15 protein-coding genes are annotated in these 14,352 nt (G+C 40.1%); 4 read left to right on the forward strand and 11 right to left on the reverse strand.

Going from position 1 to position 14,352, the window contains the following annotated elements:
- Window positions 1-4: 4 nt before the first annotated feature.
- From AC6HZ4_RS23105 to AC6HZ4_RS23115, 3 genes are all read right to left on the reverse strand, one after another.
- Window positions 5-658 carry an HlyD family secretion protein gene (locus tag AC6HZ4_RS23105; RefSeq protein ID WP_497492178.1) on the reverse strand — a complete coding sequence of 218 codons (654 nt, stop codon included), beginning with the start codon at window positions 656-658 and terminating at the stop codon, window positions 5-7.
- Window positions 659-933: 275 nt separating this feature from the next.
- Window positions 934-2,019 (reverse strand): M42 family metallopeptidase, encoded by a 1,086-nt coding sequence (locus AC6HZ4_RS23110; protein ID WP_497495817.1) that lies wholly within the window; start codon window positions 2,017-2,019, stop codon window positions 934-936.
- 69 nt (window positions 2,020-2,088) lie between these two features.
- Window positions 2,089-2,580 carry a dUTP diphosphatase gene (locus AC6HZ4_RS23115; RefSeq protein ID WP_497492179.1) on the reverse strand — a complete coding sequence of 164 codons (492 nt, stop codon included), beginning with the start codon at window positions 2,578-2,580 and terminating at the stop codon, window positions 2,089-2,091.
- 364 nt (window positions 2,581-2,944) lie between these two features.
- On the opposite strand from AC6HZ4_RS23115, the gene hxlA reads away from it, so the two are divergent.
- The 4 genes from hxlA (at window position 2,945) to AC6HZ4_RS23135 (ending at window position 5,828) form a co-directional block, all read left to right on the forward strand.
- Window positions 2,945-3,586 carry a 3-hexulose-6-phosphate synthase gene (gene hxlA / locus AC6HZ4_RS23120; protein ID WP_497492180.1) on the forward strand — a complete coding sequence of 214 codons (642 nt, stop codon included), beginning with the start codon at window positions 2,945-2,947 and terminating at the stop codon, window positions 3,584-3,586.
- Between the two features lie 17 nt (window positions 3,587-3,603).
- Window positions 3,604-4,161: a 6-phospho-3-hexuloisomerase gene (gene hxlB, locus AC6HZ4_RS23125; RefSeq protein WP_497492182.1), complete on the forward strand. Its 558-nt coding sequence runs from the start codon at window positions 3,604-3,606 to the stop codon at window positions 4,159-4,161.
- A 509-nt stretch (window positions 4,162-4,670) separates the two neighbouring features.
- On the forward strand, window positions 4,671-4,973 hold the full coding sequence (locus AC6HZ4_RS23130; RefSeq protein ID WP_497495818.1) for a MerR family transcriptional regulator: 303 nt from the start codon (window positions 4,671-4,673) through the stop codon (window positions 4,971-4,973).
- 411 nt (window positions 4,974-5,384) lie between these two features.
- Entirely contained in the window at window positions 5,385-5,828 is a 444-nt protein-coding gene (locus AC6HZ4_RS23135) for a Dps family protein (protein WP_497492183.1), read from the forward strand.
- 36 nt (window positions 5,829-5,864) lie between these two features.
- Here the strand turns inward: AC6HZ4_RS23135 and AC6HZ4_RS23140 are convergent, their stop codons facing one another.
- The 8 genes from AC6HZ4_RS23140 to AC6HZ4_RS23175 form a co-directional block, all read right to left on the reverse strand.
- Window positions 5,865-6,437 (reverse strand): FAD synthetase, encoded by a 573-nt coding sequence (locus AC6HZ4_RS23140; RefSeq protein ID WP_497492184.1) that lies wholly within the window; start codon window positions 6,435-6,437, stop codon window positions 5,865-5,867.
- A 234-nt stretch (window positions 6,438-6,671) separates the two neighbouring features.
- The gene (locus AC6HZ4_RS23145) at window positions 6,672-7,970 is read right to left on the reverse strand and encodes an ammonium transporter (protein ID WP_497495819.1); all 1,299 of its coding nucleotides are present in this window, start codon (window positions 7,968-7,970) and stop codon (window positions 6,672-6,674) included.
- A gap of 188 nt (window positions 7,971-8,158) precedes the next feature.
- A complete protein-coding gene (locus tag AC6HZ4_RS23150; RefSeq protein WP_497492185.1) occupies window positions 8,159-9,379 on the reverse strand; it encodes an acyl-CoA dehydrogenase family protein in 1,221 nt (406 codons plus the stop codon).
- 140 nt (window positions 9,380-9,519) lie between these two features.
- A complete protein-coding gene (locus AC6HZ4_RS23155) occupies window positions 9,520-9,933 on the reverse strand; it encodes a cupin domain-containing protein (protein WP_497492187.1) in 414 nt (137 codons plus the stop codon).
- 539 nt (window positions 9,934-10,472) lie between these two features.
- Window positions 10,473-11,207 carry a hypothetical protein gene (locus tag AC6HZ4_RS23160; RefSeq protein WP_497492188.1) on the reverse strand — a complete coding sequence of 245 codons (735 nt, stop codon included), beginning with the start codon at window positions 11,205-11,207 and terminating at the stop codon, window positions 10,473-10,475.
- Between the two features lie 42 nt (window positions 11,208-11,249).
- A complete protein-coding gene (locus AC6HZ4_RS23165; protein ID WP_497492190.1) occupies window positions 11,250-12,206 on the reverse strand; it encodes a PDR/VanB family oxidoreductase in 957 nt (318 codons plus the stop codon).
- A gap of 34 nt (window positions 12,207-12,240) precedes the next feature.
- The gene (locus AC6HZ4_RS23170) at window positions 12,241-13,044 is read right to left on the reverse strand and encodes a dimethylamine monooxygenase subunit DmmA family protein (RefSeq protein ID WP_497492191.1); all 804 of its coding nucleotides are present in this window, start codon (window positions 13,042-13,044) and stop codon (window positions 12,241-12,243) included.
- 4 nt (window positions 13,045-13,048) lie between these two features.
- Window positions 13,049-14,041: a heme-dependent oxidative N-demethylase family protein gene (locus AC6HZ4_RS23175; protein WP_497492192.1), complete on the reverse strand. Its 993-nt coding sequence runs from the start codon at window positions 14,039-14,041 to the stop codon at window positions 13,049-13,051.
- Window positions 14,042-14,352 lie beyond the last annotated feature (311 nt).

Here is a 14,352-nt window from a genome sequence, read left to right on the forward strand (position 1 = left end):
CCCCTTACTTGTGAATGCGGACTGACACGTTCATCCCAGGCACAATGTTCACAGATTTCGTATGGTCTAAAGCAATTTTCACTGGAATGACCTGCGTTACCTTCGTATAATTGGCCGTCGTATTTCCAGATGGAAGTAAGGAGAATGTATTGGCTGTTGTTAAACCAATCTGATCTACTACGCCCGTTAATGTTGTATTTGGATACGCGTCTACATACACGTCTACATCCTGTCCTTTTTTCACATCATCAATGTCCGTTTCTTTAATATTTGCTGTTACCCATAAATTGTTCATATCATATGCGTATGCCAACGGAGAACCCGCAGCAATAAATGTATTTTCAGTCGCACTGGACTGAACTACCGTTGAACCAACAGGAACTGTAATGTCAAGCTGCTGCACAGCTGCATTGCCGCTCGTTTGAACAGCTCCTACTTTTTCTCCTGCACTGTATGCTCTTCCTGGTGTTGCTGTCCATTCAACAAGCTTTCCAGCTGCAGGAGAAGCAATCGGAATTGCCTTTCCATCAATTTTGGCATTGTCCGTCGTTAAATAGTTTTGTGCTTGATTGTAGTAATAATAGCCAAGAAAGCCTCCCCCTACCAATACAAGCAAAGTAATAATATTAACTACTATGAGTCGGCGAAACTGATTCATTCGTTTTCGTCCTTTCTTTTTAGTGTCTCTCACCTGTATAGCGAAAAACAGCCGGCCTAGATTCTTATTTTATTAAACCATGATAATTGTTCATAATGTTAACTAAATGGCAAAAGCATACGAATCCATTGTGCCGCTCTAGTTTTTCTTTTAAGCAAGAGCATACTTTCATATTATAATGAGTTTTTTCGCAGATAGGAACTAATTTGCTTCAAATAATCTAACATAAAAACAAAAAAGGCGAAGGGTTATGTCCCTTTTCGCCTTTTTTTCTCTTATTCAAAGGTAATACGATGTACAGTCGCCTGATCTAATCGTTTAATCACTTCTGCAATGAGCTTTACCGCATTTTCATAATCATCGCGATGAAGCATCGCTGCATTTGAGTGAATATAGCGCGTGGCGATTGTAATGGACATAGCAGGTACACCATTGAGCGTAACATGAATAGCGCCCGCATCCGTTCCGCCGCCCGCCATTGAATCGTATTGGTATGGAATGCTTAATTCATCCGCCACCCCGACGACAAAATCACGCAGACCCTTATGCGATACGATAGACGCATCATATAAAATGATTTGCGGACCTTTTCCAAGCTTTCCTTGCGCTTCTTTTTCGGTTACTCCTGGTGTGTCACCCGCAATGCCGACATCCACTGCGAATGCAATATCCGGTTCGACAAGGTGTGCAGATGTTTTTGCACCGCGCAGACCAACCTCCTCCTGTACAGTCGCGACACCGTATACTGTATTCGGATGAGGCTCGTTCTGGAGCTGCTTTAATACATCAATCGCAATGGCGCAGCCAATACGATTATCCCATGCTTTTGCAAGAAGCATCTTTTCATTTTTCATCACTTGAAATTCAAAATACGGTACAACCTGATCACCCGGACGAACGCCCCACTCTGAAGCCTCCTCCTTGCTGGAAGCACCAATATCGATAAACATATCCTTAATTTCCACCGGTTTTTTACGCGCTTCGACCGGCAAAATATGCGGCGGCTTTGAACCAATCACGCCTGTAATATTACCGTTTCTTGTAACGACTGTTACGCGCTGCGCCAGCATAACCTGCCCCCACCAGCCGCCGACTGTTTGGAAGCGAAGAAAGCCCTTGTCGTCGATTTGCGTCACCATGAAGCCGACCTCATCTAAGTGCCCAGCTACCATAATCTTCGGACCATTCGCATCGCCTGTCTTTTTTGCAATTAAGCTTCCGAGGTTATCTGTCATGATTTCATCAGCATAAGGTGCTATGTATTTTTTCATCACTTCGCGCACTTCACGTTCATTGCCGGCAACGCCGTTCGCATCTGTTAATTCCTTGAGCATCGTTAATGTAGGATCTAGATTTTCCATCATCTTACCCTCCTTTTTGTCTATCTCTTCCATTATACAGGAGGGCACAATGATGTTCAAAGCAGGCTCTTAATAGCCTTGTGTTTGACGCTGATGATTAACTTCATTCTTAGCTAGGTACGCTTTCTCAATATCCTCCTGCGAGAAATCGAGTGCTTGTCCAAGACGCAAATAGCTCGTAAATAATTCAATATAGTTTGTAATAGATGGCTGATCGTGGAAACGAATCACCTTTGCATACACATCCAGGAAGATTTGCACAATCGTCTTATTCGCCTGTGCGCACTTGTAAAATAAAAAGTTTTTATCAACACCTAAATCGATTCCAATCGATAAAATAAAATGAATCCCGTCTACATATTCCTCTAAAACGATGTCACGCTCCGAGGACGGCTTTGTGCTCCAATATTTAAAGCAGCGCGTTTCATTAGCTAATTCTCCGATTTCCACAAGCAGTGCAAGTGTTTTTTCCTTTAATAGCTTTTTCGATTCTAATTTATGCTCTTGCAGGATACGCTCATCTAATTCTTTTTGCAGCTTAAACAAATGTAATAAATCCACTTTTTAATTCCCCCTAGCATTTTCACACTTCATTATATCAGTGCATTTTTATTGAGGAAAGACGATTTATTTGCAAAGGTACTGTAAGTATCTTATGTAGTGAATTAAAAAACAAAACAAAAAACCGGAGCGCAACTGGCTGAAAAATCTGCAATAACAGGCTTAATTAGATGTAGTTAATGGTTTTTTCATATTTGCAGCAAAACTCCCTCGTGCACATTAATTTAGATCACTAAAGCTCCCTCACAATATACTTTTAGTAACTATATGAGTTTAAAGTGCGTACTTTTTTTTTGTTAGCTGCGAATCTAGAATGGAGTTGTAGCGAATAAAAAACAAAATTACTTAGGGGAGTGAAGAGTTGATGGAACTTCAATTAGCGTTAGATCTTGTAAACATTCCAGAAGCAAAGCAAGTGGTGAAAGAAGTTCAGGAGCACATTGATATTGTAGAAATCGGCACACCTGTTGTAATTAACGAAGGTCTTCGAGCCGTAAGGGAAATCAAGGAGGCTTTTCCTTCTTTAAAAGTATTGGCTGATTTAAAAATTATGGATGCGGGTGCGTATGAAGTAATGAAGGCATCTGAAGCTGGTGCCGATATTATTACTGTGCTCGGCGCAACCAATGACGCTACAATTAAAGGGGCAGTGGAAGAGGCTAAAAAACAAGGAGTACAAATCCTTGTTGATATGATTAATGTAAAGGATCTTGAGCAGCGTGCAAAGGAAGTAGATGCACTTGGTGTTGATTATATTTGCGTACATACAGGCTATGATCTTCAAGCAGCGGGAGAAAGCCCATTTGAACAGCTCCAAACGATTAAGCGCGTCGTAAAAAATGCAAAAACAGCAGTCGCTGGCGGTATTAAATTAAATACCCTTCCGGAAGTAGTCCAATCACAGCCTGATCTTGTAATTGTAGGCGGCGGAATCACAAGCCAGAAAGATAAAAAAGCAGCAGCCTCCCAAATGCAAAGATTAATTAAGAAAGAAATCTTTGCATAAGAGGGAGCATAATAATCATGCAAACTACTCAATATTTAACTGAAATTACAAAAGAGTTGCACCAAACAGTTGAATTAATAGCAGCTGGAGAAGCTGAGGAACTAGTAAATGGGATTCTTGAAGCAAAGAAGATCTTTGTAGCTGGTGCGGGGCGATCTGGATTTATGTCTAAGTCGTTTGCGATGCGAATGATGCATATGGGCTTAGATCCTTATGTAGTAGGCGAAACTGTTACTCCCAACTTAGAGAAGAATGACATTTTCATTATTGCATCTGGTTCAGGGGAAACAAAAAGTCTGGTATCTATGGCCCAAAAAGCTAAAAGCATAGGTGCGACTCTGGCTGTTGTAACCATCTCCCCTGAATCAACCATCGGAAAACTGGCAGACATCGTAGTGAAACTGCCGGGCTCACCTAAAGATAAAGAAGCCGCCCAATACAAGACCATACAGCCGATGGCATCCTTATTCGAGCAAACTCTCTTGTTATTTTACGATGCTGTTATATTGAGGTTTATGGAGAAAAAAGGATTAGACTCTACTGCTATGTTCAGCAGGCACGCTAATCTCGAATAAGCTTGCAGCATGAAGATTCCCATAAAGAAAACTCGCCGATTGGCGAGCCGTTAAGAGAAGACAGAGGCGTAGTTGCACTCACACTTTTTCCCTAAAATTTCCTGCTGCGCCGAATGTGCTTCTAGCCGGAAATTTATACTTTCTTAAAGTGTAAATATGAAACGGATGCCAAAGGCCGCTGCAAATAAGCTGTTTAGCAGGCACGCCCTATATCCATCAAGTTAAGCAGGATTTTTTCCTCAAACTCCAAAGCACGTTATCCTTCTCCTATGTTACGTAAGAAAGGATGACGTGCTTTTTGTGAACGATGAGCAAGAACTTCGTTTATTTGCTGAGGAACTGTATCAGTATCAGTCTTCCGCTGCACTCTGATTTAGTATATTTTCATTTACAAAACTTCAAGTTCCTTCCAAATAAGCAGGGCTATTATTATATCTCATATCTTGAGATACTCAAAGTGATTTTTATCTCACCCTCTTTACATTCTTTATATACAACGGGAGGAGTTTATATTGGAAAATCAATCTTTCTACCGAAATAAAAAAGTCATGAAAATGGGAATTGTAACTGAATTGACAGGCTTATCTGAGAGACAAATTCGCTATTATGAAAAGAAAGAATTGATTTTCCCAGAACGCACATCCTCAGGTACTCGTAAATATTCCTTTTCTGATATCGAATTATTGGTTGAAATCTCTAAAAAAATAAAAGGTGGTTTTCAGACCGAAACGATTCGAGGTGAGCTGACAAAACAAAAAAATCAGATAAAAACAAATTCGCTGATAAAGAGTTCATTGAATGCTTGTTTATGAACCTCCCCCACCTACCACGATCATGCTTGAGGAAGGGGACTTCTTTCGGAATTCCGTTAAACTAAAGGTTCTGTTTACATACTATGTTAATTTTTTAAGAAAGATAAGCTTGGCTGCGGCAGCCAAGCTTATTTTATCTTAAGTAATTTCTTCTTCTCTTTGACAACGATCTGGTTTTCGCCAGCCGCTCTCATGATTCAGTTACTAATCCAAACGCCATCAACTGTTAACTCGATAGCTGTAACAAACTTCGATTCATCTTTTAGCATGATCTTTGTTTAAGGGAAATACTAAAGTTCTTAAAACTTGGTTACAGTCTGACTGGATTGCTTGCGTTTTTTCAAAAGGATGTTATAATTAAATTAATTATTAAATGATAATAATTTTAATTAAGGTGAGGTGTTGATAATAATGGATAACAGAGTAAATGTAGTGAATACGCTGAACAAGCAAGTAGCTAACTGGAATGTGTTATACGTAAAGCTTCATAATTTTCATTGGTATGTGAAAGGGCCGCAATTCTTTACACTGCATACAAAGTTTGAAGAACTGTATACAGAAGCTTCCAACTATATTGATGAACTGGCTGAGCGTATTTTAGCACTAAAGGGACAGCCGCTCGCAACAATGAAGGAATACTTAGAGACTGCTACTATTAAAGAAAGTACAAGCAATGAAACGGCGGAAGAAATGGTTCACATTCTTGTAAATGACTATTCTGTGATAATTTCCGAGTTGAAAGAAGGAATGAATATCGCAGCAGAAGCGGGAGACGAAACAACTGCGGACATGTTTTTAGCAATTCATACTGTATTAGAAAAGCATGTCTGGATGCTAAGCGCCTTTTTAAAATAACAGCAACAGGCTCGTCAAGTGAAACTTGACGGGTTTTTATTTATTGGTTACATATTTGTCTCCCTTACTATCATGAAATACATGTTTCCAGCCCAAAAGCTGTTCGGCTTGCTGTAACCTGTCTTGCATCATAAGGGTACGAATTCGACTTGAAGAAATGATTTCTCCTAAACTACAGCAAATTGAACCTAAAACATGTACAGTAAAATGTTGACGCAAAGTGCTGACGTTTCCTTCTTTATTTTTTCCAAATTGAAAATCTGGACCTGCCCAAATCTCTAAAGGATTTAAATCTATAAGTTCATCAATAAATGAACTCGCTCCTCTTGCAACATAATCAGCGTCGAAGCGTGCTACAATCACATGGTCTACTCCAAGAAATTCAAGCCTTTTGATCTTCTCTGTTAGCGGCGTCAACAGCATAGTATTCTTAAAATACACTCGCGGCGGCGGGTCAAAAGTATACACCACTAATGGAACCCCAAGTTCCTTTGCGCGCTGCTTTGCACGAAAAATCAAGGTCTGATGCCCAAGGTGAACACCATCAAGCGCTCCAATAGTCAGTACTGATGCAGAGAGTTGTAAAACTCGCTCGGTATGTACTCGCATCTAGATCACCCCTTCAAGTCTTTTATCCGTAATACTATCATTGCTTACAGTTGGATAAGAATTAAATCTATTGAAGCCGCATATTTAAAATAAAAAAAGCAAATCCATCAAAAGACGGAGTCTGCCCAAAACGAAATTAAATCATTTATTGACTATTTGAAATGATATTTTATTAGGTATAAAACAATAAAACCCCTTTATATCATAAGCTAACTTAACTCTAGATTATTTACTCTAGCTCTCTAATGAGTGATTTGAAAATGAACCTGCATTTTTGGTTGGATTTATACTCTGTGAATTTTTATCATACGATGGATCAGTATTTGCATATGCAAGTTCTTCGTGAAAGCTTAAATCCAAACCTATCAATTCATCTTCCTTGCTCACACGTAATGGAGTAAACAAACTAATGACTTTTAAAACAACAAATGTTCCTGCGACAGCTAACACTACTGTTACTCCTACTCCCATCATCTGAGGAAGGAGCTGCTCTGGATTGCCGTAAAGTAATCCATCGTTTCCAGCTGGGTTCACATCTTTTGTTGCAAAAATACCAGTAGCAATGGCTCCCCATATACCGCCAATACCATGAACACCAAAAGCATCCAGTGTATCATCATATTTAAAGCGCTCCTTAAGAAAATGTATAGCAAGATAACAAACAGGGGCAGTAGTAATTCCTATGATTAGAGCTGAGGGTGTCGTCACAAATCCTGCTGCAGGAGTAATACCAACAAGACCTGCTATCGCACCTGTCGCTGTCCCGACCAATGTCGGCCGTTTTCGGATTTTCCACTCAATAAAGAGCCAACCTAAACCACCTGCAGCCGCAGCCACATGTGTATTAGCAAAAGCAAGTGACGCTAATCCTCCAGCAGCAAGCGCACTGCCGCCATTAAATGCCAACCATCCAAACCAAAGAGTAGCGGCGCCAATTAGAAACAAAACAAGATTATGCGGGGTATTTTCATGTTTCTCGTGCCTAGGACCAATAATCAATGCTGCCACCAGAGCACTAACTCCAGCAAGAACGTGAACAACAGTTCCTCCTGCAAAGTCCAGCTCCCCTATACGGGAGAGCCACCCGCCTCCCCAGACCCAGTGAGCCAGTGGAGCATACACAAGGGAGGACCATAGAGCCGAAAACATGATCCAGGCCGGAAATGCAATTCGACCGGCAATTCCGCCCGAAACAATAGCAACTGTAATGGCAGCGAATGTAGTCTGGAAGATAGCGTAGAGATAGTGCGGAATCGTTAATGTCCCGAACGTCGCTTCTCCCCCAACTCCTTTAAAGCCAAGATAATCAAGCCCCCCTATGACACCCCCGATATCCGTTCCATAGCTAAGACTATATCCCCACAGAACCCAGACCACACTTACAACTAAAAGACTAGCAAAACTATGCATCATTGTAGACACTACGTTCTTTTGACTAACTAGCCCCCCATAGAAAAGGGCGAGGCCGGGTACGTGCATAAACAATACAATAGCAGTTGCAGCTAAAATCCATGCTGTATCACCCGTGTCGATTTCAGGCGTGTTTCCTTGTGCAAATGCGGATAGTGGAAAAGCTAATAAAAGGCATACTGTGGATATTACTAATCGAGGAATTCTTCTTTTAAATAAATATCCCATACTATAATCCCCCCATATACAATAAAATTTGGTTATTGACAGCTTTCCCTCACCACATCAGAAGTTACTTACATTTCATAGCCCTATTCAAACCACGGAACTTCAACTAACGTACGACCAATCCATTCACGTAAGATTTCATTTGTAGGTCCCATTAATGCCCCTGCACGACCGTCACACAAATATTTCTCCACCTGTCCTGTCAAATAGCCTCTTCCGCCCGAAACTTGCAATGCCTGATTTGTTACTTGAATGACAATATCAGCAGCATGGGTTTTCAGTTCCCAAAGCGGATAAAGACATGCAGATAATGCTTGCTTGCTTTCTATACATTGATCCATAGCTTCAGCCGTACGATACATCATACTTCTTGCACCATCAATCAAGATTTGGGCTTTTGCCAGTTCATGGCGAATAACTTGATAGCCAGCAACGGATTTTCCTGTATCCTGGTGAACCTTTTTCTTTGCACTATCAATTGCAGCATTTAGCGCCCCTTGAGCAATGCCAATCCAACAGGCAGAAGTCCCTAATAAGAACAATGGATCTACTACATTATCATTAAAATAGTTCATTCCTCCTTCACTGCCGAGACGATTGTTGACTGGTACCAAAACATCCTTAAATTTCATCGGGCCACTGGAATTCCCACGCAGCCCCATAGCTGAGAATGGAAAATATTCAATCCCATTCTGATCCTTATCCACCAATAAAAACATTAATTTATCGGATTTGATACTGTCCGGGTAATTTGTGCAGACAACATACCAGTCAGCTTCGCCGGCACTTGTAACAAATGACTTTTCTGCATTTAATAAGTACCCTTCTCCAACTCGAGGGGCTGAACTAACGACATTCCAAAAATGACTCCCAGTTGCAGGTTCGCTAAAAGCCAATGCGCCAATTTCTCCTTTAATTACACCGGGAATGTAACGCCGGCGCTGTTCATCGGACCCAGCTGAGTAAAGCGTTTGTACTGCCGCTGTATGCATAATCCAACACATAGTGGATGAAGCGCAGTAATGTGCGAAGCTTTCCGCCAACACGGCAAATCCAGTAAGTCCTGCTCCAAGGCCGCCATCCTCAATCGAAATAGTAACGGCACCAAACCCAGCTTCAGCAATTGCCTTTAAACTTTCACGAGGATAACGGCCCTCCTTATCAGAGCTGAAAGCACGGGGAAGCAACTCATTCCTCCCAAGCTCATGTGCCTTTTCGAGCAATTTTTCATACCCTGTCGGACATCTCCACCAGCTGGGAATTTGCATGATTCCGTCCTCTAACACTGTGCTATTGATTGCCATGTTTCTTCACTCCTTAACAAGTTTGATATATATGGAGGAGGGTCAGGGAATAAATATAAACAAATCCTTCTCCCCTCCCCCTTATAAACCTTTCCATAAAAATTTCTAAGCTTGGCTAAGCCTAATCATGCTATTGTATGTTACATAAAGGCAGGCTCAGGCAATCGATGGCCCGTATAAATAGCTTCTCCGTCACTTTCCTTGTCAAAAATGACCGTTGTCTCAGGAGTAAAGATTAAAACATCCCCAGCTTCTGCCACATACTTTTTCCCCTGGTCATCACGCACCACAATCTTACCTTTTAAGATCACCTTTACCTCTAAATATGTATAGGTGAATTCAAAATCTTCCGATGGCTGCATAGAGAAATAACCTAGTGATAGTGCATTTTCTTTTGAACAAACTGGTACATCAATAATTTGGCTTTTTAATGCCGGGATTCCTAATAATTCATTCAGCTCTTTCTTTGCATAAGTACCTGACTTAATTAATTGAACCCCCGGCCCTTGGCTTAAATAATTGAATTCCGCTGTTGTTAATGTTTTCTCACTCATTTTTCCACCCCATCGTTTTTTTGTCTTTCTTTTATTGTCCAACCACTCTTGCTTACCATAAACCCTCTCTTCAATGTCATGAATAATAACAAATCTAGCAATGTATTTGTGGCACAGCCTTATATTCACACAAATCGGCTCATAAACAAACCGAATTTTCCTGAATATTGAGATTAAACTGAATTTTATGTAACAAAAACTTACAACAAATAAATGTGAGGGGATCAAACTGCAAGAAATGTTGCTATTGAAAATGTTAAACAGGAACTTCATTACCATTTTGGTTCTCCAACGTACATTGGAAGTGGATGAATCCATGAAAACTGGATTTAGAGGCACGCCAAAAAGACCAAGGCCTTTTTAGAAGCGCTTGGTTAGCGATTAGCGAGCCGTTAGGCGCAGACAGAGGCGTAGTTGCACTTTATTCCCCAAATTTTCAACTGTATCGAACTCGCTTTCATACGGAAATTTATACCATTCTAAAACAAGAAAAAATTCATAGAACTTCCATTAACTACATGAGCACTAGAAGATGATTCTCATAGCATAGAAATATAATGCCTTGTAGTAGGACCTGGACCAACGGAATGAGTGAGCATATAAATAGCGTCAGCTGTCTCAATTCGACGATAAGTTTCTACTACACGACCATTAGAAACCACCAAGGCCTCTCGTTCCCGCTGAAACAGCTCATATGTATTTTGTGAAGGCTCTCTCCATCTTTTAAACGATGCAAAGACAAACCGCTCTGCAGCTGAGCAGCTCGTAATGCTCACATCATGATTATGAACTCGTCCTGTTGGAGAGTAAGCCAGAGCGCTAATAATTCGGTTTGCAGCACTGCTGATTGTCTCTTGTAAAAATGTTGCGGGTAATGGTGCAATGTCTTCAACGAGCAAACGAGTTATACCACGGTCGTTTATTGCCTCTAGAATTTGCTCAGGATCATCCTCCACAATGACCTCCTTGTTCGGTGTCCATACATCCATCCAATAATGGTCCATATGCTTTCTTCCCACATGAAAGATAAAGAATTCCGGGTAGATTCGCAGTTTTCCAGATTCATTTCCTAGCTGCGGACGATAAAAATCATAGAATTTCGTGATTGCTGCCATAAGCAGCGCACTTGCACCAGTGCTTCCACCAGGTTGCCTTACAACAATACCCAGTCGATCATGCTCATTGAAGCCTGGGAATACATCCTCAAGAGAACACTCTGCATCATTAATCATAAAATCGAAATCCCCAGTGCTCATAACCTTCGTAGTGTGCATGTTTTGATAACTCCTTTCTCTGTTTATGTGCTCCTTCTATCACTACAAGTCCAAAACAAGATAATCATCTTTTGCTCTCGAAACACATGTTAACATGACATTACCTTCTTTTTTCTCAGTATCGGAAAGGAAGAAATCTCTATGATCAATTTCTCCTTCTAACACATCGATTTGGCAGCTTCCGCATCCACCCATTTTACAGGAATACGGTGCTTGGATATTATGTTTTAACAGAGTTTCAAGCAAACTTTCCCCTTCCGGCACCTCAAGCTCTTTATCACTTTTATTTAGCCTTACCGAAAAAGCTTGTGTTGGACCAAAATCAGGAGGGGTAAAGAGCTCAAAGTGGATACTTTTTTCGGGGTAACCGTATGCTTTTGCAGCCTCGGCATATTCCCTCATCATAGCTTCAGAGCCACAAAAATAGACATGTGTCCCAATTGGTTGATTTTCCATTAAATCTGTTGTCATTTTTCGCTTTTCTTTCGAGAAATAAAAATGTGTTTCATCTGGATAAGTAGAGACGAGAAAGTCATGAAAGGCACACAATTCCTTTGAGGGAGCCGCATAATGCAATTCAAAGGATTTCCCTCTCCTTTTTAGGTCTGCCGCCATTGCAAGAAAAGGAGTAATTCCGATACCAGCAGCAAAAAATACATGATGTTTCGCTCTGAAACTAAGAGGAAAATGGTTTTTGGGATAGCTGATCTCAAGTTTATCCCCTATTTTTATATGATTATGCCAATAAACAGATCCTCCCTTTGAATGTTCACTACGGCGAATAGCAATTTGATAGTAATCTTTTATATCAGGACCTGTTGTTAGTGAATAGGGACGTTCAATTAGCCCTTGTTCAGTCTGTACATATGTCGTAATATGGGATCCGCCGCTAAAACGCGGCAGCGAAGAACCGTTTGCCGTCACCAGCTTAAAACTTTTAACCGCTGGAGATTCATATTTAATTTCTTCTACAACAACTTCAATTGTACGAACTGTCATGTATCTCCCTCCCTTTCCTGCATTTCCTTTCTCTTTATACAACTTTAATATAACCAAGATATGCATTAAGCCTTCTTGAAAAATGAGCAGAAACGTCGAGAATTGTGTTGCAGCGTTCACATGTTAGCTCATATTCGTTTTTCTTTCTATTTAGGTGATAACACTTCACACAAAATACTGTCTCACTTTTGCACCCTATTCCTTTGTATTGAATTTCCTCATCGGTAAAACCTGCAGCGTAAGCTCTTTCCTTCACTTCACTAATCATAGGCCACATGCCGGAAATGAAAAGCTTCGTACCCATTACTTGCTTATCAAAAATTGAGGAGATTTCCTGGGAAGAAAAAGACGACATACAACGAATACGGTTTGGCAGGAGGCCTTGAAGATAACTCATTGTTTCCTCCTGCTCTCGCCCTGCTTTTACATAAAGATATGTTTCTACCTCATTTAAGGATAGAAGATGAATCATAGCCAAACTTTCGAAAATAGCTGATTCATCGATAAGCAGCAACACTTTCTTAGAGTTAGATTGCATTTGGGAAAGTGGATAATCTGAAGCTTCCAACTCAGCAAGTTGGTTGCGAAGATAACCCACTAACTGCAAATATTCATTTTCCTTGCCATTTGAAATATGAAAAAAAAGGCGATATATTCCTTCGCTCTTACAAATCTCCACATAATGAATAGGAAATGGAAAAAGACCATCCTTACACTGAATTTTTTCAATAACACCAGCCATTTGAGGAAAAAAGCCGTCTACTACCTTTATTTCTGCCATATAAACGTTTTCAAATAGTTTTTCTTCACGAATTAACAAGCATTTGATCGTACTCACTTTATCACACCCCCTTGGTTTCTATGATTGTTTCTAAATAACTGATAATTCTATGTTTATAAGAAATAAAACCTTTATATTGAGCAATATAATCCGGTAAATCGATTAACACCTGGTAAAATCGACTTATCCATTCTTCATTTTTCCTTAGTTCATCAAGGGAAATTAAATGGGTATGAATACTGAACAGGATGCCATTGCTGCGCGGAAGGCGAAATAGCCTCTGATCCTCTACCCTCAAATAAATCAGTTCTCCAGCATTATCAGGGGTAATATTTTCTTTTTTTGCTCCCCAGTCATCGAACGTTTCAGGAAACGTATCAAGAATCGGTTCAACTGTTAACGTCCAGTTCAAACGCGTCCAGGGCTTTCCAGCCTCCATCCTCAAAAGGAAATTACGCACTCTTTCAGCTAAGCCGCTGTCCGAAAAATGAGGAACAGGTGAGTGAAATTCTGTATAAGTCATCCCAAGATTAAAAGCAATTGACCAGTTAGCGGGAAAGCACAGCTGCCCAGCATCCATATAAAGATCTCCATCTCTTTGTGCAATATAAACTAAATCCTCCTGAATATGTCGACCAATAAAATCTAATGGTTCATAGGGCAAACTTGAAGAATCACCAAAAACAAACGATTGTTCTTCTCCTAATAAATGATTAAAGAATATCCAGTGATCCCTATTTTTCTTTACACTAAAATAATCCGGATATAATGAGGACATCTCATTTATAATCATCTCTAAAATTTCCCATTGGGCTTCAAGAGAATGCGAGAAGGATTGATAGCATTGTTTCCCCCTAATTTTCAATAGCCTTCGTCTTTGTTCAATTTCCTCAATATATTCAGGTGTAATATCAAGCAGAACTGGTGGGTCAAGCGCCTCAGAATTATTGGAATAACGATACGAGTCCCCTTTAAAAGGAAATGGAAAACGGTCTATTAAAGGGGCACCTGGAACTTTTTCTTGGTTTATAAGAATAGAATCCTTTTGTTTCATGCTTTTATCCTCCTGAAAAAATAGGATGTTATCTAACTTTATTAGGTTAGTACACCCATATACTTACATAAAAATCCAGAAAAACCCACCTGTGTTTCTTAATTATTGGGATATAGGCGGATTTTATGTTATATAAACTAACACATCGTATCTTCACCAGCGTATACTGTACGTTGAAAACTCTCACCGATGAAATGTACCCTTTACATAGTTTCGTTTTTTACAATGCGAAAACGCAAAAAACATTTATTCTTAAGAAGAAAAATTCATAGTAAATTTTACTTAGTGGCAAAATCAGTATTTTATTATAG

It is taken from the genome of Ectobacillus sp. OTK, from assembly GCF_059698935.1.